Genomic DNA, 19236 nt, shown 5'->3' on the forward strand with positions numbered 1-19236 from the left:
GTGATTGCTAGGGTAGTCTCACGGCATTAGAATGTTCTGCATTCCCGTCACCGACCACGCCCGAGGCGAGCCCGCTTGATCCATTACGAGTATCCCTTCAACGAGCGAATCCGGACGCTATTGCGCCTCGAAGATCTGTTCGAGCGCTTCACGTTCTTTCTGACTCAGGAAGACGCTAGGGAACATCACGTCGCACTGACAACGTTGTTCGAAATCTCAGAGGTTGCGGGCCGTGCGGATCTGAAGTCGGATCTGATGAAAGAACTCGAGCGTCAACGGCAAACGCTGGCGCCGTTTCGCGGCAATCCTGGAATCGAACAGAATGCGCTCGAGGCCGTACTCGGCGAGATCGAGCAAACTCTCGCGGGCCTTTCGCAGATGCAGGGCAAGACCGGCCAGCATCTTGCAGACAACGAGTGGCTCGCCAGCATCCGCAGCCGCGCGATCATTCCAGGCGGCACCTGCAAGTTCGATTTGCCGTCCTACTATGCCTGGCAGCAGATTCATCCCGATCAGCGCCGTCAGGACATCGCCAAATGGGTGACGCCGCTGCTGCCACTGCGCGATGCGGCCATCATCGTCCTGCGGCTCGCGCGCGAATCCGGCCAGGCATCGAAGGTCATGGCCATGCAGGGCAGCTATCAGCAAATGCTGTCCGGCCGGTCGTATCAATTGATGCAAGTACGGGTGGCACCGGAATTGCGCGTGATCCCCGAAGCCAGTGCGAACAAGTACATGCTGTGGGTGCGCTTCACGGTGCAGGACGGCGATCTGCGTCCGCGTGCGGTCGATGTCGACGTCCCGTTCCAGCTCACGCTTTGCAGCCTGTAAATCACGCTCGCAAGCTTGTCACGTTCACCTGGTAAATCCGAACCGAAGGGGCACGCCTTTAAAGTGGCGAGAAATGCCCCTATATTCGTTACTTATTCCGTTTGCGATTGACTGCCTGACCGTATGCCTACTGTCGTCAAATGCCCCACTTGCGGAAAGGACGTCCGCTGGACACCTGAAAACCGCTTCCGCCCCTTCTGCTCCGATCGCTGCAAGCAGACCGACCTCGGCGCCTGGGCCGCTGAGAAGTACAAGATCGGCGGGAGCGAGCAGGAAGCGTCGTCGGACGAGACGCCCAGCGGGGACTACACGCCGCATTGAGCGCGGCCCGTTGTCCGGGTCACGCGGACCGGCGCTGCTTGCACAGCGCCTGCTACCGCGCGCCCTAATCCTTTATCAGGCCTTCTCGGCTGCGAGCCATTCCAGCACGGGAATGGTCGCCGGCAACAGCGGCTTGACGTCCGCAGGCAACGTCTGCCAGACAAAAGCCTGGCCTTCGCGGCCGTGCGGCTCGCCGGACCACTGAGTCACCTTGCAGAAAAAGAGCCGCACGTAGGCGTGCGGGTAATCGTGTTCGAGCGTATGCCAGAGATGGCTTGCCTCGACGTCGATGCCCAGTTCCTCGTGCAACTCACGGGCGAGCGCGGCTTCGACCGACTCGCCCGCTTCCAGCTTGCCGCCCGGAAACTCCCAATACCCCTCGTACGGCTTGCCTGCCGGGCGCTGCGCCAGCAGATAGCGGCCGTCGGGCTGAACCAGCACGCCGACGGCAACTTCTGTCACCTTGCGACCGGCGGCATTCTTCTGGGCGTCGTTCATGCCGCGGCTCACGCTGAGGTTTTGCGGCCGGACCAGTCGCGCGCGAACTGCCACGCAACACGTCCCGAACGCGAGCCGCGCTCCAACGCCCACACCAGCGCATCGCCGCGCGCCGCTTCGACTTCGGCGTCGTCGCAGCCGAAATGCCGCAGCCAGTGGCCGATGATCGACAGGTAGTCATCCTGCTTGAACGGATAGAAGCTGACCCACAGCCCGAAACGCTCTGACAGCGAGATCTTTTCTTCGACCAGTTCGCCGGGATGAATCTCGCCATCGGACGTGTGCTTGTACGTCTCGTTGTCGCTCATGTATTCGGGCAACAGATGGCGGCGGTTCGACGTCGCGTAGATCAGCACGTTGTCCGATTGCGCGGCGATCGAACCGTCGAGCGCGACCTTCAGCGCCTTGTAACCCGATTCGCCGTCTTCGAACGACAGGTCGTCGCAGAACACCACGAAGCGCTCCGGCCGGTGCGCGATCAGGTCGACGATATCGCCCAGGTCATGCAGATCGTCCTTATCCACTTCGATCAAACGCAGGCCGTCTTTTGCATACGCGTTCAGGCATGCCTTGATCAGCGACGACTTGCCGGTGCCGCGCGCGCCCGTCAGTAGCACGTTGTTGGCCGGCTGCTTGTGCACGAATTGACGCGTGTTCTGCTCGATCAGACCTTTCTGGCGTTCGATGTTTTGCAGATCGTCGAGCGTGATCGTCGAGATGGCCGGCACCGGCTGCAGATAGCCGCGCCCCTGGCGCTTGCGCCAGCGGAAGGCGACCGCCGCCGACCAGTCGATATTTGGCGTGGCGGGCGGAAGCATCGCTTCGAGGCGGACGAGCACGGCTTCGGCCCGGGTCAGAAACTGTTCGAGTTTGTCCATGGCTGGTGAGTAAGGGGCCCGCAGGCCGCTTTAAAACCCCTATGAGAAACCTGGTTACGAACGATAGTCGGCGTTGATGCTCACGTAGTCGTGCGACAGATCGCAAGTCCAGATCGTGGCTTGCGCATCGCCGCGGCCGAGTACGACGCGAATGCCGATCTCGCTCTTTTTCATGACGCGCTGGCCGTCTTCTTCACGGTAGGCCGGATTGCGGCCGCCAGCAGTCGCAACCAGCACGTCGTCCAGATACAGATCGATCTTGCCGACGTCGAGATCGTCCACGCCGGCATAGCCGATGGCCGCCAGAATGCGGCCGAGATTCGGGTCCGATGCATAGAAGGCCGTCTTCACGAGCGGCGAGTGGCCGATCGCATAGGCGATCTGGCGGCATTCGCCGACGCTAGAGCCGCCTTCCACCTGCACGGTCATGAATTTGGTCGCGCCTTCGCCGTCGCGCACGATCAACTGCGCGAGGGTCTGCGCGACTTCGGTCACCGCGTCGCGCAGCGCTGCATAAGCGGGCGAGTCGGTGGACGTGATCGCCGGCAGGCTCGATTTGCCCGACGCGATCAGGATGAATGAATCGTTGGTCGACGTATCGCCATCGATCGTGATGCAATTGAACGAGCGGTCCGCCACGTGCTTGACCAGTGCGTCGAGCACCGGCTGGGCGACGGCGGCATCGAACGCGAGGAAGCCGAGCATGGTCGCCATGTTCGGCTTGATCATGCCCGCGCCCTTGCTGATGCCGGTCAGCGTGACCGTATGGCCGTCGATCGTGACCTGACGCGACGTGGCCTTGGGCAGCGTGTCCGTGGTCATGATCGCCTGCGCGGCGTCGTACCAGTTCGCTTCCTTGCGGTTCGCCAGCGCGGCCGGCAAACCCGCCTTCAGGCGATCGACCGGCAGCGGCTCGAGAATCACGCCCGTCGAAAACGGCAGCACCTGCTCCGGCGTGACATCCGCGAGACGTGCGAGTTCGGCACAGGTTTCACGCGCCGCCACGAGGCCTGGCTCGCCCGTGCCCGCGTTCGCGTTGCCGGTGTTGATCACCAGCGCGCGAATCGGCTTGCCGCCGGCGCGCACACGCTCCAGATTCTCACGGCACACCGTGACGGGCGCCGCACAAAAACGGTTCTGTGTGAACACGCCGCCCACCGTGGCGCCTTCGCCCACGGAAATGACGAGCACGTCCTTGCGGTTCGGCTTGCGGATATTCGCCTCCGCCCAGCCGAGCGAAACGCCGGCGACGGGGTGGAGTTGAGCGGGATCGATCGAGGGGAAATTGACAGCCATGGTCGCGACCTGTCGAAGAAAATGCCGGCAGGCGCCGGCATCGGGGGAAACGGAAACTGATGGCCCGGGCGTGCTGCCGGATCACCGCGAAATCAAGGCAAAGTACCGCGTAAAACGACGCGGCGCGCCTCGCAGCGCGCCGCCTCCGGCATTACACGATCTTGCCGTGGCACTGCTTGTACTTCTTGCCGCTGCCGCACGGGCACGGGTCGTTACGGCCGACCTTCGGCACATTGTCCGCGCTCATGTTCGCTGCAGCCGTATGCGACGAGCCGTGGCTCATTGCATCGCCGATCATGGCGGCGGTGGCCGCTTCCGCGGCAACAGGCGCCGCGGCTGCGGCTTCGGCGAATTCGGCGTGGCGGAACTCGACGTTTTCGAGGTGGCCACCCTGCTCTTCGAGCTGTTCGGCGGCCTGTTCCAGCTGTTCCGGCGACTGGATCTGCACGTTCATCACCACGCGGGTGACTTCGAGCTTCACAGCGTCGAGCATGGCGGCGAACAGTTCGAACGCCTCGCGCTTGTATTCCTGCTTCGGATTCTTCTGCGCATAGCCGCGCAGATGGATGCCCTGGCGCAGGTGATCGAGCGCGGCCAGATGTTCACGCCAGCTACGATCCAGCGTTTGCAGCATGATCGAGCGTTCGAACGCGCTGAACGATTCGCGGCCGACCAGTTCGACCTTGGCCTCGTAGGCTTCGTCCGCGGCGGCTTCGACCGCTTCGAGGATCTCGTCCGCGCTGATCGAGTTCGACTCGTTGATCATTTCCTGGATCGCGAGGTCGAGCTGCCATTCGTTGCGCAGCACTTCTTCCAACTCAGGCACGTCCCACTGCTCTTCAATGCTGCCAGCCGGCACGAACTGGTGAACGATGTCCGCAATCACGCTCTGGCGCATCGCGCCGATGGTTTCCGTGATGTCGTTCGCTTCGAGCAATTCATTGCGCTGCTGGTAGATCACCTTGCGCTGATCGTTCGACACATCGTCGTATTCGAGCAATTGCTTGCGAACGTCGAAGTTGCGCGCTTCCACCTTGCGCTGCGCCGATTCGATCGAGCGCGAGACGATGCCCGCCTCGATCGCTTCGCCTTCCGGCATCTTCAGGCGGTCCATGATTGCGCGCACGCGATCGCCGGCGAAAATGCGCAGCAGCGGATCTTCCAGCGACAAATAGAAGCGCGACGAACCCGGGTCGCCCTGACGACCGGCACGGCCGCGCAACTGGTTGTCGATCCGGCGCGATTCGTGGCGCTCGGTGCCGATGATGTGCAGACCACCCGCGGCCTTCACCTGATCGTGCAGCGCTTGCCATTCGTCGTGCAGCTTCTGGATGCGGCGCTGCTTGTCGTCGTCGGCGAGCGTTTCGTCCAAATCGATGAACGACGCCTGCTTTTCCGCGTTGCCGCCGAGCACGATGTCGGTACCACGACCGGCCATGTTGGTGGCGATCGTGATGCGCTTCGGACGGCCGGCTTCGGCGACGATCTCGGCTTCACGCGCGTGCTGCTTGGCGTTCAGCACTTCGTGCGGCAAACCGGTTTGCTTCAGCAGGTGCGACAGCAACTCGGAGTTTTCGATCGACGTCGTGCCGACCAGCACCGGCTGACCGCGCTCGTAGCAATCGCGGATGTCGCGGATCACCGCGTCGTAGCGTTCCTTGGCGGTCTTGTAGATCTGATCCTGCTTGTCGATCCGCTTGGGCGGACGGTTGGTCGGGATCACGACCGTTTCGAGACCGTAGATCTCGTTGAATTCGTACGCTTCCGTATCCGCCGTGCCGGTCATGCCGGACAGCTTCGCGTACATGCGGAAGTAGTTCTGGAAAGTGATCGACGCGAGCGTCTGATTCTCGCTCTGGATCTTGACGTGTTCCTTCGCCTCGACGGCCTGGTGCAGGCCGTCCGACCAGCGGCGCCCCGCCATCAGGCGGCCGGTAAATTCGTCGACGATCACCACTTCGCCGTTCTGCACCACGTAATGCTGGTCCTTGAAGAACAGCGTGTGTGCGCGCAGCGCGGCGTACACGTGGTGCATGAGCGTGATGTTCTGCGGCGCGTACAGGCTTTCGCCCTCGCCGATCAGGCCCCACTCGGCGAGCAGGCGCTCGGCCTTTTCGTGGCCCGATTCCGTCAGGAACACCTGGCGGCCTTTCTCGTCCAGCGTGTAGTCGCCCGGCTTTTCGACGCCGGTGCCGTCCGCTTTCTCTTCGCCGATCTGGCGCTCGAGCAGCGGCGGCAGCGCATTCATGCGCACGTAGAGTTCGGTATGGTCTTCAGCCTGGCCGGAGATGATCAGCGGCGTACGGGCTTCGTCGATCAGGATCGAGTCGACCTCGTCGACCACCGCGAAATTCAGGGCTCGCTGCACGCGTGCGTCGGTCTCGTAGACCATGTTGTCGCGCAGGTAGTCGAAGCCGAATTCGTTGTTGGTGCCGTACGTGATGTCAGCCGCGTAGGCTTCCTGCTTCGCGCCGTGATCCATCTGCGACAGGTTGATGCCGACCGACAGACCGAGGAAGTTGTACAGCCGCGCCATCCATTCGGCGTCGCGCTGGGCGAGGTAGTCGTTGACCGTGACCACGTGCACGCCGCGCCCCGACAGCGCGTTCAGGTACACCGGCAGCGTGGCGACGAGCGTCTTGCCCTCGCCAGTGCGCATTTCGCCGATCTTGCCGTAGTGCAGAACCATGCCGCCGATCAGCTGCACGTCGAAGTGGCGCATTTTCAGCACCCGCTTGCTGGCCTCGCGGCATACCGCGAAGGCTTCCGGCAGGAGCTTGTCGAGCGATTCACCGCTCGCGACGCGCTGGCGGAATTCACCCGTTTTGGCGCGCAGTTGATCGTCCGTCAATTGCTCGATCTGCGGCTCGAGCGCATTGATCGCCGTGACGGTCTTTTGATATTGCTTGACTAACCGCTGGTTGCGGCTGCCAAAAATCTTCTGTAGAAAACCGGTGGTCATCGGATCGGTGTCTGCGTCGCGGCTTCGGCTGGGTCGCGGCGTGCAGTTCGTGCACGTGCGCTCCGGGGTCGGAAGGGCCTCGGCGGCTTAGTCCAAGAGTGAATTCGAATCGCGCATTTTAGCACGCGCCCCCGCCCACGCTGATGTCGGCAGCGAGACGGCTGCGGGGCATCCGAAGCCCGCCGCAGCGAGCTCTGACAGTCCGCATTGAGGCAGGTCCGCGTGCATCCCGCGCGGTACAATCGCGGCGTGAACGCGCATAGGGTGCGGACACGCCGTTACCATCGAACATGAGCCGTATTCCTTCCTTTTCAAGGCCGCCGCCCCAGCAGTTCAAGGCGCGCCGCCCGCAGCCGGTCGCCGAGGTGCTCAACCGCACGGACGCGTTCGCGGCCCTGCGCGCGGGCGTCGAGCAGATTGCGGCGTTGGAGAAGGATCTGCGGGCGCTGCTGCCGGACTATCTGGCGACGAGCGTCGAGCCCAGCTTTATCAAGGAAGGCGTGTTGGCCCTGTTCGCCGGCCATAACGCGCTGGCGGCACGGCTGCGGCATCTGGAACCGCGGCTGCTGTCGGATCTGCAGCAGCGCGGCTGGCCGGTCAATGCGCTGCGGATTCGCGTGCGGCCGCAGGCTGTCAAGGAACCGCCGCCGGTCAAACAGGCGCGCATGACGCCGGCCGGCGCCGACGCGCTCCACGCGCTGAGCGAATCGCTGGCACCGTCGCCCTTACAGGAAGCGCTGGCGAAAATGGCGGCCCGGCATCGGAGAAATCGCTAGGCAAAAGAAAAGCGGCCCGACTGGGCCGCTTACTTTTCGTACGATTACTTCGGAAAATTCACCCGAAGGCGTCAGGCAAAAGCCGTCTGGGTCTCGTAGGCGAAACCGCGCGGTGCCTTCTGCGTGTCGTCGAAGGTGACGATTTCGTACGAATCTTCGTGCGCCAGCAGTTCACGCAGCAGCGCATTGTTCAGGCCGTGGCCCGACTTGTACGCGTTGTACGACGCCAGCAGCGGGTGGCCGATCACATACAGGTCGCCGATCGCGTCGAGCATCTTGTGCTTCACGAACTCGTCGTCGTAGCGCAGGCCGTCGTTATTCAGGATGCGGTACTCGTCGAGCACGATCGCGTTGTCCATGCTGCCGCCACGCGCCAGACCCAGTTCACGCATCATTTCCACTTCATGCGCAAAACCGAAGGTGCGGGCACGCGCGATTTCGCGCACGTACGACGTATTGGCAAAATCCACTTCCAGCGCCTGACCGGTTTTATCCACGGCCGGATGACGGAAATCGATCGTAAATTTGAGCTTGAAACCGAAATACGGGTCAAGACGCGCGAATTTATCGCCGTCACGAATTTCGACCGGCTTGGTGACCTTGATGAATTTCTTCGCCGCGTTCTGCTCTTCGATACCTGCCGATTGAATCAGAAACACGAACGAACCCGCGCTGCCGTCCATGATCGGGATTTCTTCGGCGGTGACGTCGACGTACAGGTTGTCGATGCCGAGACCGGCGCAGGCGGACATCAGATGCTCGATGGTCGAGACGCGCGCGCCGTCCTTCTGCAACACGGAAGCCAGACGCGTATCGCCAATCGCCATCGCCGACGCAGGAATGTCCACCGGCGTGGCCAGATCCACGCGCGAAAACACGATGCCCGTGTCCGGCCCGGCCGGACGGAGGGTCAGTTCGACTTTACGGCCGGAGTGCAGGCCAATGCCGACTGTCTTGACGATTTGCTTGATAGTGCGCTGCTTCAACATGGTGATCTTCTATTCGATTGAAAATCCCAATCGGGACTTTTTATTCCATAGCACGAATTATACTCCAATACCCTAAGGAGCGTCTTTTCGCGGAACGTATCAATCTGTTTCGCTGCATTACCCCTGGGCGCCCGTCAGGAAAGCGTGACGGGCCGATGCCCCGGAACGGAGGCGTTTCCGGTCATCGGCCCGCGTAACGGCCTGTCACAAAAGCGTCTTATCGACCGTTGCCCCGGCACAACGCGCCAACCGCGCGTGCCTGTAGCGAAGGCCACGACGCCCACGTGCCTAGCTCAACGTAGCGAGAATACTCCCTGCATCGCTGACTTCGAATTTGCCGGCAGCCTCGACGTTCAACGTCTTGACCACGCCGTCGTCGACCACCATCGCGTAGCGCTGGGAACGGATTCCCATGCCGCGCGCCGACAAATCCTGCTCGAGACCGAGCGCTCGCGTGAAAGCCGCACTGCCGTCCGCCATCATGCGCACCTTGCCCGAGGCGTGCTGATCGCGTCCCCACGCGCCCATTACGAACGCGTCGTTGACGGACACGCACCAGATCTCGTCGATGCCAAGAGCGCGCAACTGCTCGGCGTGTTCGACATAACCCGGTACATGTTTGGCCGAACAGGTGGGCGTGAACGCGCCCGGCAATCCGAAGATCACCACGCGCTTGCCCGCCGTCTGTTCGCGCACGTCGAAGCTGTTAGGCCCGATCGTGCAGCCCGCCCGCTCGTCTTCGATCAACTCGAAGAGCGTCGCGTCGGGCAGCTTGTCACCTGCTTGAATCATGCTCAAGTCCTTTGCATCGATGCGAAGCACGCTCGCACGTCGTCGTGTCGCAGTGAAAAATCCGGCGTGAGCCTCACACTATGCTCCGCCGCCCGGCGACAGTCGCCCACTCCGCTTCGCGAATCCGAAGAGGGCAGTCGTCCTTGCCGCGAATCCTCAAAGATACGCGACTTGTTTGCCGTTCACCCGCCACGCTCGTGCATTCGTCCGCCAGCGCTGCACTGCTGTCCAACTCGCAGCGCCGCAACGAAAGCCTGCTCGTGCGCTCAGTCCGCCTGCTTGCGCAGGAATGCCGGAATGTCGTACGTGTCGACGCCCTTTTCCTGCAGCGCCTGCACATGCGAAGCGGCCGTATCGCGCGACGTGCGCCACACTGCCGGCGTGTCCAGCGCGCCGTAGTCGGCGGTGCTGGCGTGCGACGACTGCGGTGTGTAGGCAGCGTGTGCATTGATCGGCTGGTTGTCGGTGCCGGTGCGCAGCAGCGTCATCGGTGCCGATTGCTGCTTCTTCGCCGCACGGCCCAGGCCCGTTGCCACGACCGTCACGCGCAGCGCGTCGCCCATCGCATCGTCGTACACCGCGCCGAAAATCACGGTCGCGTCTTCCGCAGCATAGCTCTTGATGGTGTTCATCACTTCGCGCGTTTCCGACAGACGCAGCGAACGGCTCGACGTGATGTTGACCAGCACACCACGCGCACCCGACAGATCCACGCCTTCCAGCAGCGGGCTGGCGACAGCCTGCTCAGCAGCGAGGCGTGCGCGATCGACGCCGGCAACCGTCGCCGTGCCCATCATCGCCTTGCCTTGCTCGCCCATCACCGTCTTCACGTCTTCGAAGTCGACGTTCACCAGACCGTCGACGTTGATGATTTCCGCGATGCCGGCAACTGCGTTGTTCAGAACGTCGTCTGCGCACTGGAAGCACTTGTCCATCTCGGCGTCATCGCCCATCACCTCGAACAGCTTGTCGTTCAGGACGACGATCAGCGAGTCGACGTGATCCTCCAGTTGCTGCGAACCGGCTTCCGCGACGCGCATGCGCTTGCCGCCTTCGAATTCGAACGGCTTGCTGACGACGCCAACGGTCAAGATACCCATTTCCTTGGCGATCTGCGCGACCACGGGTGCTGCGCCCGTGCCCGTGCCGCCGCCCATGCCGGCCGTGATGAAGACCATGTGCGCGCCGCGCAATGCGTCGGCGATGCGCTCACGGGCTTCTTCCGCTGCGGCGCGGCCCATTTCCGGCTTGGCGCCCGCGCCCAGACCCGTGTTGCCGAGCTGGATCACCGCGGTGGCGCGCGAACGCGACAAAGCCTGCGCGTCCGTGTTCATCACGATGAAGTCGACGCCTTGCACGCCTTTGTTGATCATGTGCTGGACAGCATTGCCGCCAGCGCCACCTACTCCGACCACCTTGATGATGGTGCCGTTCGTTTCGGTTTCCAGCATTTGGAAATCCATGATGCCTCCGTCAAGATAAAAAATTTACAGCCACTCGGCCGTTATTCGGCAGGAGATCGGGCAACCTCCTGTCGCGCGCCGGCCGCCGGCACCGGCGCGTATTTCTAAAAACCGTTCTGTGCAGCGAATGCGTTAGAAGTTGCCGAGGAACCAGTCCTTCATGCGCGTGAACACCTGTCCCATCGACCCCGACTGCACCGCGACCTTGCGGCCGCGCATGCGCTGTGAGCGTCCTTCGACGAGCAGGCCCATCGCCGTCGAGTAGCGCGGATTGCGCACCACGTCAGTGAGACCGCCCGCGTATTCCGGCACGCCAATGCGCACCGGCTTCAGGAAAATGTCCTCACCCAATTCGACCATGCCGAGCATCATCGACGCGCCGCCGGTCAGCACCACGCCGGAGCTCAGCAGTTCCTCGTAACCCGACTCGCGCACCACCTGCTGCACGAGCGAAAACAGTTCTTCGACACGCGGCTCGACCACTGCCGCCAGCGCCTGGCGCGACAGCGTGCGCGGACCGCGCTCACCGAGACCCGGCACTTCGATCATCTCGTCCGGATCGGCGAGCGCCTGCTTGGCGATGCCGTAATCCACCTTGATGTCTTCCGCATCCGGCGTCGGCGTACGCAGCGCCATCGCTATGTCGCTCGTGATCTGGTCGCCGGCGATCGGAATCACCGCCGTATGACGGATCGCGCCTTCGCTGAAAATCGCAATGTCCGTCGTGCCGCCGCCGATATCGACCAGCACCACGCCGAGTTCTTTTTCATCTTCCGTCAGCACCGCCAGCGACGACGCCAGCGGTTGCAAGATCAGATCGTTCACTTCGAGCCCGCAGCGGCGCACGCACTTGACGATGTTCTGCGCTGCGCTCACCGCGCCGGTGACGATATGCACCTTCACTTCGAGGCGAATGCCGCTCATACCGATCGGCTCGCGCACATCTTCCTGACCGTCGATGATGAATTCCTGCGTCAGGATATGCAGCACCTGCTGATCGGTCGGGATGTTGATCGCCTTCGCCGTTTCGATCACACGAGCCACATCCGTCTGCGTGACTTCCTTCTCCTTGATCGCCACCATGCCGCTCGAGTTGAAGCTACGGATATGGCTGCCGGCAATGCCGGTAAATACGTTTGTGATCTTGCAGTCGGCCATCAGTTCGGCTTCTTCGAGCGCGCGCTGAATGGACTGCACGGTGGCCTCGATATTCACCACCACGCCTTTCTTGAGCCCCTTCGATTCGCTCTGGCCGAGGCCGATCACCTCGTAGTGACCCTCGCCCTTCAACTCGGCGACGATGGCCACGACCTTCGACGTCCCAATGTCGAGGGCGACCAGCAGATCTTTATAGTCTTTACTCATAGCGTGCTCATTGCGTGTGATGTCCGTTTACTTCTTGCCCTTGTCGGGTTCGGTGATAAAGCGCATCCCTGCCGCGCGAATCGCGAAACCGTTCGGATAGCGCAAGTCCGCATACTCGATATCCTTTCCCCAACGTTGCGTCACCGCGTTCCACGCCGCGCTCAGACGCTTGCTCCGGTCGAGCAGCGTGTCCTGATTGCGTTCGCGCCCAAGTTCCACCTGCGTGCCGTTCGAGAGCTTCACCGTCCACGCATAGCGCGGCGACAGCGTCACTTCTTCAGGCGTCGCGCCCAACGGCGCAAACCATTTCTGGAAGTCGTGATAACGCGCGACCACCTCTTTTGCCGTGCCGTCCGGACCGTCGAACGCGGGCAAGTCTTCTTCGAGCTCGCCCTGGTTCGCGGTGAACAGCTCGCCGTCGACGCTCACCAACTGATCGCTGCCCCACGTTCCCAGCGGTTTGTACTCTTCCAGCGTGACAGCCAGTGCATTCGGCCAGACTCGCCGCACGCTCGCATGACGCACCCACGGCATCTGCTCGAACGCCTGACGCGCCACGTCGAGATCCACCGTGAAAAAGTTGCCCTTCAAGCGCCCCACGACACCCGCGCGCACCGTCGGCGAATTGATGTGCTCGGTATCGCCGTCGATCTGGATTTCGCGCAACGCGAAATTCGGGCGCTGGATCAGCCAGTAACCGCCCGCCGCCAGCAGCACGAGCACCAGCAACGCATGCAATGCGTTGGCGGCGAAATTGAGCTGGCGAACGTTGTTCCACATGGTGTTGCTTTCGGGTCGCCCCGGTTAGTCCTGCAGCGTCAGCGCCAATACGCCGACAACCAGTTCCTGATAGCTGATGCCCACCGCGCGCGCCGCTTTCGGCGGCAGCGAGTGATCGGTCATGCCAGGCGCCGTGTTCACTTCGAGGAAATACGGGTTGCCGTCGGCGTCGAGCATGAAATCCGCACGGCCCCAGTCGGTGCAGCCGAGCACGTCGAAGGCACGGCGCGCCAGCACTTTCAGGCGCGCTTCCTCGTCCGCCGCCAGACCGCACGGGATCAGGTACTGCGTGTCGTTCGCGATGTACTTCGCGTGATAGTCGTAAAACTCGCCGGCCGGCACGATGCGAATCACCGGCAAGTCGAGATTGCCGGCGATGCAGGCGGTGTATTCGCCGCCGCCTTCAATGCTCTTTTCGACCACCACGATCTTGTCGTACTTGACCGCTTCGATCAGCGCGGCAGGCAGTGCGTCGGCGCTCTTGACCTTGATCACCGCGACGCTCGAACCCTCGCTCGCCGGCTTCACGAAGAGCGGCAAGCCGAGCTTCGCGACGATATCTTTCGAACGCGCTTCGTAGTCGTCGCCGCGCAGCACGGCTTCGAACGGCGGCGTCGGAATGCCGAGTTGCTGCCACACGAGCTTGGTGCGGAACTTGTCGAGACCGAGCGCCGAGCCGAGCACGCCGCTACCCGTGTACTTGATGCCGTAAAAGTCGAGCGCGCCCTGGATCTGGCCGTTCTCGCCATAGCCGCCATGCAGCGCGTTGAACGCGCGCACAAAGCCTTCTTCCTTCAATGCGGCGAGCGGACGCTCGGCCGGATCGAACGGATGCGCGTCCACGCCGGCGTCGCGCAGACCTTGCAGCACCAGGCGGCCGGAGTTGAGCGATACCTCGCGCTCGGCGGAGTCCCCACCGAGTAGCACTGCCACTTTGCCGAATTGTTTCGGGTCGATACTGCTCATTTCGCTCACACCTTCGTTTCCTGCGCCAGGCGACCCGGCACACCGCCGATCGAACCCGCGCCCATCGTGATCACCACATCGCCGTCGCGCACCACTGCTGAGAGCGCGTCCGGCACTTCATCCACCGTATCGACAAACACCGGCTCGACCTTGCCCGCCACACGCAGCGCACGCGCCAAGGCGCGGCCGTCCGCGGCGACGATCGGCGCTTCACCGGCCGAATAGACTTCGGTCAGCACGAGCGCGTCGACGGTCGACAGCACTTTCACAAAATCCTCGAAGCAATCACGCGTACGCGTGAAGCGGTGCGGCTGGAACGCCAGCACCAGACGCCGGCCCGGAAATGCGCCGCGCGCCGCCGCCACCGTGGCCGCCATTTCGACCGGGTGATGACCGTAGTCGTCGACCAGTGTGTAGGCGCCGCTCGCTTTACCTTCGCTTACGACAGGCACTTCGCCGTAGCGCTGGAAGCGTCGGCCCACGCCGTTGAAATCCGCCAGCGCTCGCTGGATATCGGCATCTTTCACTTCAAGTTCAGTCGCAATTGCAATTGCGGCCAAAGCGTTCTGCACGTTGTGCTCGCCCGGCAGGTTCAAAACGATGTCGATCGGCGCCGCGTCTTCGCGCATGGCGGTGAAATGCATCTTGCCGTCGCGCGCCTGTACGTTGACCGCGCGCACCTGCGCATCCGGCGCGAAGCCGTAGCGGATGATCGGCTTCGACACGAACGGCAGAATTTCCTTCACGTTCGGATCGTCGACGCACAGCACCGCGATACCGTAAAACGGCAGACGGTGCGTGAATTCGATGAACGCCTGCTTGAGCCGCGCGAAGTCATGGCCGTAGGTGTCCATGTGATCGGCGTCGATGTTCGTGATGACTTCGATCACCGGGAACAGATTCAGGAACGACGCATCCGACTCGTCGGCTTCCGCGACAATGAAGTCGCCCGTGCCGAGCCGCGCATTCGCGCCCGCGCTGATCAGCCGGCCACCGATCACGAAGGTCGGATCGAGACCGCCCGCCGCGAGCACGCTCGCCACCAGCGAAGTGGTCGTGGTCTTGCCGTGCGTGCCGGCAATCGCGATGCCCTGCTTCAGGCGCATCAGTTCCGCGAGCATCACTGCGCGCGGCACGATCGGAATGCGGCGATGACGCGCGGCCAGCACTTCCGGGTTGTCGCTGCGCACCGCCGTGGAGACGACCACCGCGTTCGCGCCTTCGATGTTCTCCGCCGCGTGACCGATCGCGATCCGTGCGCCGAGTGCGGCGAGGCGATCCGTGATCGCGTTGCTCGTGAGATCCGAGCCGCTCACCTGATAGCCGAGGTTGACCAGCACCTCCGCGATGCCGCTCATGCCGACACCACCGATGCCGACAAAGTGAATGTGTTTGACGATGTGTTTCATTGCTTTCCTTCTGGGCTCGCGCCCGAAATCGAACCCGCCACGGTCGCGCAAATCTGCGCGACCTGTTCCGTGGCGTCGGGTTTCGCGAGCGAGCGCGAACGCTCCGCCATCTCCGCGAGGGTTTCTCGCGTCTGGCTGCGCAACCAGTCAGCGAGGGTTTCCGCCGACAGATCGCGTTGCTGCACGACCAGCGCCGCGCCGTTGTCGGCGAGGAACGCTGCATTAGTGGTTTGGTGATCGTCTACTGCATACGGGAACGGCACGAAGAACGCCGCCACGCCTACTGCTGAAATCTCGGACACCGTCATCGCGCCGGACCGGCAAATCACCAGGTCCGCGTTCGCGTAGGCGCTCGTCATGTCGTCGATGAACGGTACGAGTTCGACGCCGGCGCCCGCTTGCAAACCGGCTGCAGCGTAGTTCTCGCGCAGCGCCTCAATGTGCTTCGCGCCCGCCTGATGCACGATGCGCGGCCGTTCGTTCGGCGCGAGCAAGGCCACCGCGCGCGGCACGACTTCATTCAATGCCGTCGCGCCCAGACTGCCGCCCACGACCAGCACATTCAACGGACCGCTGCGTTGCGCGTAGCGTGTTTTGGGTGCAATTGCGCGCGCAAGTTCCTCACGAATCGGATTTCCCGTCCATTCGCCGTGCGGCAATGCATTCGGGAACGCAACCAGCACACGCTTGGCAACTTTCGCGAGCACCTTGTTCGCTAGACCGGCAATCGAATTCTGTTCATGCAGCACCAGCGGACGGCCGCTCAATGCGGTCATCAAGCCGGCCGGAAACGTGATGTAGCCGCCCATGCCGAGCACCACATCCGGCTTCACGCGACGCAGGACGGAGAGGCTTTGCGTGCAGGCGCGCAGCAGATTCAGCGGCAGCATCAGCTTGGTTTTCATGCCCTTGCCGCGCAGTCCGCCGAAGCGCACGTATTCCATCGGGATGCCGTGCTTCGGCACCAGCGTCGCTTCCATGCCCGCGGGATTGCCGAGCCATACGACCTTCCAGCCCCACGCCTGCATCAGATGAGCGACCGCGAGCCCAGGGAACACGTGTCCCCCGGTGCCTCCGGCCATCACCATCAGCGTGCGTTGCGGCAGAGCGGTCATACTTTCCCTCCGCGCATCAACACCCGGTTCTCGTAATCGACGCGCATCAACACTGCAACCGCGACGCAGTTCAGCACAATGCCCGAGCCGCCATAACTGACGAGCGGCAGCGTGAGACCCTTGGTCGGCAGCAAGCCGAGGTTCACGCCCATGTTGATGAAGGTCTGCGCGCCGAACCAGATGCCGACGCCCTTCGCGACCAGGCCCGCGAACGTGCGATCGAGTGCGAGCGCCTGACGGCCGATCTCGAACGAGCGGCGCACGATCCAGTAGAACATCAGGATCACCACCAGCACGCCGATAAAACCGAGTTCCTCGCCGATCACCGCGAGGATGAAGTCGGTATGCGCTTCCGGCAGATAGTTGAGCTTCTCGACGCTGCCGCCGAGACCCACGCCGAACCACTCGCCGCGGCCGAACGCGATCAGCGAGTGCGTCAATTGATAAGCCTTGCCCTGCGCGTAACGGTCGTCCCACGGATCGAGGTACGCGAAAATCCGTTCACGACGCCACGGCGACGCCCACACCAGCAAACTGAACGTGCCGACCGCGGTTGCCACCAGGCCGCCGAACAGCTTGCCGTTCACGCCGCCGAGAAACAGCACGCCCATCGCGATCGCCGCGATCACCATGAACGCGCCCATGTCCGGTTCGAGCAGCAGCAACGCGCCGACGAGACCCACCGCCACCGCCATCGGCAAAAAGCCTTTGGCGAAGCTGTGCATGTATTCCTGCTTGCGCACCGTGTAGTTCGCCGCGTAAATCGTCACGGCGAGCTTCATGATTTCCGACGGCTGCATGTTCGTGATGCCGAGCGGAATCCAGCGGCGCGCGCCGTTCACGCCCTTGCCGACGTGCGGAATCAGCACGATCACCAGCGCGACCAGCGAAATTAGAAACAGCTTCGGCGCGTACTTGTCCCACGTCGCGATCGGAATGCGGAACGACACGACGCCGATCACCGAGCCCATCACCACGAAGATGATCTGGCGCACGAGAAACGCGTAGTCGCGATAGGACGCGTACTTCGGCGAATCGGGCATGGCGATCGACGCCGAATACACCATCACGACGCCGAGACCGAGCAGCGCGACGACCACCCACAGCAGCGAGTGATCGTAGTCGAGCATGCGCGAGCGCAGCGGACGCACGCCGTTGACGGCGCTTGCGAGCCCACTGCCGCCCGTGCGGCCGACACGCGCCGCACCGCCCGAACCACCCGCGTCGCCAGCGGCGGCTTGACGCGAACCGAAACGTTCCGACCAGCTCATATCATCGTCCCCCGTTCGGCCGCGATGTCTTCTACCGTGCTGCGGAATACCGCGGCGCGGTGCGCGTAACCCTTGAACATGTCGAAGCTCGCGCAAGCCGGCGACAACAACACGGCGTCGCCCGGCTCCGCGAGCGCGGTTGCGGCGCGCGTGGCTTCTTCGAGCGTGGCGTGATCCGTCATGGCGATGCCGGTGTCTTCCAGCGCGGCGCGGATCTGCGGCGCGTCGCGGCCGATCAGCATCACGGCGCGACACCAGCGCATGACCGGCGCGGCGAGCGGTTCGAAATCCTGGCCCTTGCCGTCGCCGCCGGCGATCAGCACGATGCGCTGCGCAAGGCCGTCGAGCGCGGCCACCGTCGCGCCGACATTGGTGCCCTTGCTGTCGTCCACATAGTCGATACCGTCGATCGACGCGATTAATTCCACACGATGCGGCTCGCCGTGATATTCGCGCAGGCCGTGCAGAAGCGGCGCGCCCGGCAGACCGATCGCGCGCGCGAGTGCATAAGCGGCGAGCGCATTGGCGGCGTTGTGCAGACCGCGAATACGCAAGGCGTCCGCGGGCATCAGGCGTTTTAGCGCGATGTTCGGCGGCGTCACCACTTCGTTCTTGCGACGGCGCTTCGGCACCGGCTCGTCGCTCGCGTCGCGATCGTGCGCCTCTACGAGCCAGATCATGCCGTTGTCGCGCAGCAGACCGTAGTCGCCGTCGTTCTTCGGCTCGGTGACGCCGAATGTGACCATCTCGGCTTCGTTGTCTTCCGCGGGCGCGAGCTTCATGACGCGCGAGTCATCGCGATTCAGCACGCGCACGGTCTGTGCACCAAAGATGCGGCCCTTCGCGGTGGCGTAGGCGTCGAGACCGCCGTGCCAGTCCAGATGATCCTGGGTGATGTTCAGCACGACTGCCGCATCCGGCGTAAACGTATGCGCGGTTTCCAACTGGAAGCTCGACAGCTCCAGCACCCACACGTCGGGCAATGCGGTGTTGTCGATCGCTTCCGAGAGTTTGTCGAGCAGCGCCGGGCTGATGTTGCCGGCCACCGCGACCTTCTTGCCGGCGCGTTCGCACAGCAGGCCGGTCAGGCTCGTGGTCGTGGTCTTGCCGTTGGTGCCGGTAATCGCAATCACCTTCGGCGCGTAGCCGCTTTCGCCGAGCGTCTTCAACGCCTGCGAGAAGAGTTCGAGTTCGCCCCACACGGGGATGCCCTGCTCGCGCGCCGCCGAGATCAGCGGCAACAGGTCAGCAGCCAGCGGCGACAAACCGGGGCTGATGGCGACGAGTTCTACGCCTTCGAGCAGCGCCGTCGAAAACGGGCCACCGACGAATGCGGCGTCGATGCCGTGCGCTTCCAGCGCGGGCAGGTTCGGCGGCACTTCACGCGTATCGGCCACACGCAGCCGACAGCCGTGCCGCGCGCACCAGCGCGCCATGGCGAGACCGGATTCACCCAGTCCCAGCACGAGCACCATCGGCTTTTGCCGATCCCGAAACTTCTCGCCGAACATCGCCTGCTTCCCC

The 19236-nt window shown here is 63.2% G+C and carries 17 protein-coding genes; 3 read left to right on the plus strand and 14 right to left on the minus strand.

The genetic code is table 11. The features are described from left to right. Positions 1–75 precede the first annotated feature (75 nt). Complete coding sequence (gene zapD, locus P0D73_RS35220) at positions 76–831, plus strand: cell division protein ZapD (protein WP_408434942.1); 756 nt, start codon at positions 76–78, stop codon at positions 829–831. Positions 832–954: 123 nt separating this feature from the next. Further along, entirely contained in the window at positions 955–1152 is a 198-nt protein-coding gene (locus tag P0D73_RS35225) for a DNA gyrase inhibitor YacG (RefSeq protein ID WP_408180855.1), read from the plus strand. A gap of 75 nt (positions 1153–1227) precedes the next feature. On the opposite strand, the gene P0D73_RS35230 is transcribed toward P0D73_RS35225, so the two are convergent. The 4 genes from P0D73_RS35230 to secA form a co-directional block, all read right to left on the minus strand. Further along, positions 1228–1650 carry an NUDIX domain-containing protein gene (locus P0D73_RS35230; RefSeq protein ID WP_408290445.1) on the minus strand — a complete coding sequence of 141 codons (423 nt, stop codon included), beginning with the start codon at positions 1648–1650 and terminating at the stop codon, positions 1228–1230. An 8-nt stretch (positions 1651–1658) separates the two neighbouring features. Beyond that, the gene (locus tag P0D73_RS35235) at positions 1659–2528 is read right to left on the minus strand and encodes an ATP-binding protein (protein ID WP_408290443.1); all 870 of its coding nucleotides are present in this window, start codon (positions 2526–2528) and stop codon (positions 1659–1661) included. Between the two features lie 54 nt (positions 2529–2582). Beyond that, positions 2583–3824 (minus strand): bifunctional glutamate N-acetyltransferase/amino-acid acetyltransferase ArgJ, encoded by a 1242-nt coding sequence (gene argJ / locus P0D73_RS35240; RefSeq protein WP_408180853.1) that lies wholly within the window; start codon positions 3822–3824, stop codon positions 2583–2585. A gap of 151 nt (positions 3825–3975) precedes the next feature. Continuing rightward, entirely contained in the window at positions 3976–6786 is a 2811-nt protein-coding gene (secA, locus tag P0D73_RS35245; RefSeq protein WP_132372940.1) for a preprotein translocase subunit SecA, read from the minus strand. 290 nt (positions 6787–7076) lie between these two features. Between secA and P0D73_RS35250 the strand changes: the two genes are divergently transcribed. Then, positions 7077–7562, plus strand: coding sequence for a DciA family protein (locus tag P0D73_RS35250; RefSeq protein ID WP_132372936.1), 486 nt, complete (start codon positions 7077–7079; stop codon positions 7560–7562). A gap of 71 nt (positions 7563–7633) precedes the next feature. Here the strand turns inward: P0D73_RS35250 and lpxC are convergent, their stop codons facing one another. The 10 genes from lpxC to murD all read right to left on the minus strand — a co-directional run bounded on the left by lpxC (position 7634) and on the right by murD (position 19223). Next, complete coding sequence (lpxC, locus tag P0D73_RS35255) at positions 7634–8551, minus strand: UDP-3-O-acyl-N-acetylglucosamine deacetylase (protein WP_132372934.1); 918 nt, start codon at positions 8549–8551, stop codon at positions 7634–7636. Between the two features lie 288 nt (positions 8552–8839). Continuing rightward, positions 8840–9343: a peroxiredoxin gene (locus P0D73_RS35260; protein ID WP_012434415.1), complete on the minus strand. Its 504-nt coding sequence runs from the start codon at positions 9341–9343 to the stop codon at positions 8840–8842. A 266-nt stretch (positions 9344–9609) separates the two neighbouring features. Then, positions 9610–10806 carry a cell division protein FtsZ gene (gene ftsZ, locus P0D73_RS35265; RefSeq protein ID WP_132372932.1) on the minus strand — a complete coding sequence of 399 codons (1197 nt, stop codon included), beginning with the start codon at positions 10804–10806 and terminating at the stop codon, positions 9610–9612. A 132-nt stretch (positions 10807–10938) separates the two neighbouring features. Beyond that, positions 10939–12171, minus strand: a complete 1233-nt coding sequence (gene ftsA, locus P0D73_RS35270; RefSeq protein ID WP_408434944.1) for a cell division protein FtsA — start codon at positions 12169–12171, stop codon at positions 10939–10941. 27 nt (positions 12172–12198) lie between these two features. Further along, on the minus strand, positions 12199–12951 hold the full coding sequence (locus P0D73_RS35275) for a cell division protein FtsQ/DivIB (RefSeq protein ID WP_132372930.1): 753 nt from the start codon (positions 12949–12951) through the stop codon (positions 12199–12201). A 24-nt stretch (positions 12952–12975) separates the two neighbouring features. Continuing rightward, complete coding sequence (locus P0D73_RS35280; RefSeq protein WP_408434946.1) at positions 12976–13917, minus strand: D-alanine--D-alanine ligase; 942 nt, start codon at positions 13915–13917, stop codon at positions 12976–12978. Positions 13918–13922: 5 nt separating this feature from the next. Then, positions 13923–15326 carry a UDP-N-acetylmuramate--L-alanine ligase gene (gene murC / locus P0D73_RS35285; RefSeq protein WP_408318529.1) on the minus strand — a complete coding sequence of 468 codons (1404 nt, stop codon included), beginning with the start codon at positions 15324–15326 and terminating at the stop codon, positions 13923–13925. Beyond that, a complete protein-coding gene (gene murG / locus P0D73_RS35290) occupies positions 15323–16441 on the minus strand; it encodes an undecaprenyldiphospho-muramoylpentapeptide beta-N-acetylglucosaminyltransferase (RefSeq protein WP_408318527.1) in 1119 nt (372 codons plus the stop codon). Before murG ends, murC begins: the two co-directional genes overlap by 4 nt. Further along, positions 16438–17712, minus strand: coding sequence for a putative lipid II flippase FtsW (gene ftsW / locus P0D73_RS35295; protein ID WP_132372922.1), 1275 nt, complete (start codon positions 17710–17712; stop codon positions 16438–16440). The genes murG and ftsW overlap by 4 nt, the downstream gene beginning before the upstream one ends. Beyond that, on the minus strand, positions 17709–19223 hold the full coding sequence (gene murD / locus P0D73_RS35300) for a UDP-N-acetylmuramoyl-L-alanine--D-glutamate ligase (RefSeq protein WP_408434948.1): 1515 nt from the start codon (positions 19221–19223) through the stop codon (positions 17709–17711). The genes ftsW and murD overlap by 4 nt, the downstream gene beginning before the upstream one ends. Between the last annotated feature and the right edge of the window lie 13 nt (positions 19224–19236).

The organism is Paraburkholderia sp. RL18-101-BIB-B (genome assembly GCF_046026985.1).
Taxonomy (GTDB): Bacteria; Pseudomonadota; Gammaproteobacteria; order Burkholderiales; family Burkholderiaceae; genus Paraburkholderia.

What these genes read in the sequence shown, in the direction of transcription:
- ftsA (WP_408434944.1), bottom strand. Translation starts at nt 12,171, where the DNA reads ATGAGTAAAGACTATAAAGATCTGCTGGTCGCCCTCGACATTGGGACG.
- murC (WP_408318529.1), bottom strand. Translation starts at nt 15,326, where the DNA reads ATGAAACACATCGTCAAACACATTCACTTTGTCGGCATCGGTGGTGTC.
- P0D73_RS35250 (WP_132372936.1), top strand. Translation starts at nt 7,077, where the DNA reads ATGAGCCGTATTCCTTCCTTTTCAAGGCCGCCGCCCCAGCAGTTCAAG.
- P0D73_RS35275 (WP_132372930.1), bottom strand. Translation starts at nt 12,951, where the DNA reads ATGTGGAACAACGTTCGCCAGCTCAATTTCGCCGCCAACGCATTGCAT.
- P0D73_RS35260 (WP_012434415.1), bottom strand. Translation starts at nt 9,343, where the DNA reads ATGATTCAAGCAGGTGACAAGCTGCCCGACGCGACGCTCTTCGAGTTG.
- ftsZ (WP_132372932.1), bottom strand. Translation starts at nt 10,806, where the DNA reads ATGGATTTCCAAATGCTGGAAACCGAAACGAACGGCACCATCATCAAG.
- murD (WP_408434948.1), bottom strand. Translation starts at nt 19,223, where the DNA reads ATGTTCGGCGAGAAGTTTCGGGATCGGCAAAAGCCGATGGTGCTCGTG.
- P0D73_RS35230 (WP_408290445.1), bottom strand. Translation starts at nt 1,650, where the DNA reads ATGAACGACGCCCAGAAGAATGCCGCCGGTCGCAAGGTGACAGAAGTT.
- secA (WP_132372940.1), bottom strand. Translation starts at nt 6,786, where the DNA reads ATGACCACCGGTTTTCTACAGAAGATTTTTGGCAGCCGCAACCAGCGG.
- P0D73_RS35280 (WP_408434946.1), bottom strand. Translation starts at nt 13,917, where the DNA reads ATGAGCAGTATCGACCCGAAACAATTCGGCAAAGTGGCAGTGCTACTC.
- murG (WP_408318527.1), bottom strand. Translation starts at nt 16,441, where the DNA reads ATGACCGCTCTGCCGCAACGCACGCTGATGGTGATGGCCGGAGGCACC.
- P0D73_RS35225 (WP_408180855.1), top strand. Translation starts at nt 955, where the DNA reads ATGCCTACTGTCGTCAAATGCCCCACTTGCGGAAAGGACGTCCGCTGG.
- P0D73_RS35235 (WP_408290443.1), bottom strand. Translation starts at nt 2,528, where the DNA reads ATGGACAAACTCGAACAGTTTCTGACCCGGGCCGAAGCCGTGCTCGTC.
- lpxC (WP_132372934.1), bottom strand. Translation starts at nt 8,551, where the DNA reads ATGTTGAAGCAGCGCACTATCAAGCAAATCGTCAAGACAGTCGGCATT.
- argJ (WP_408180853.1), bottom strand. Translation starts at nt 3,824, where the DNA reads ATGGCTGTCAATTTCCCCTCGATCGATCCCGCTCAACTCCACCCCGTC.
- ftsW (WP_132372922.1), bottom strand. Translation starts at nt 17,712, where the DNA reads ATGAGCTGGTCGGAACGTTTCGGTTCGCGTCAAGCCGCCGCTGGCGAC.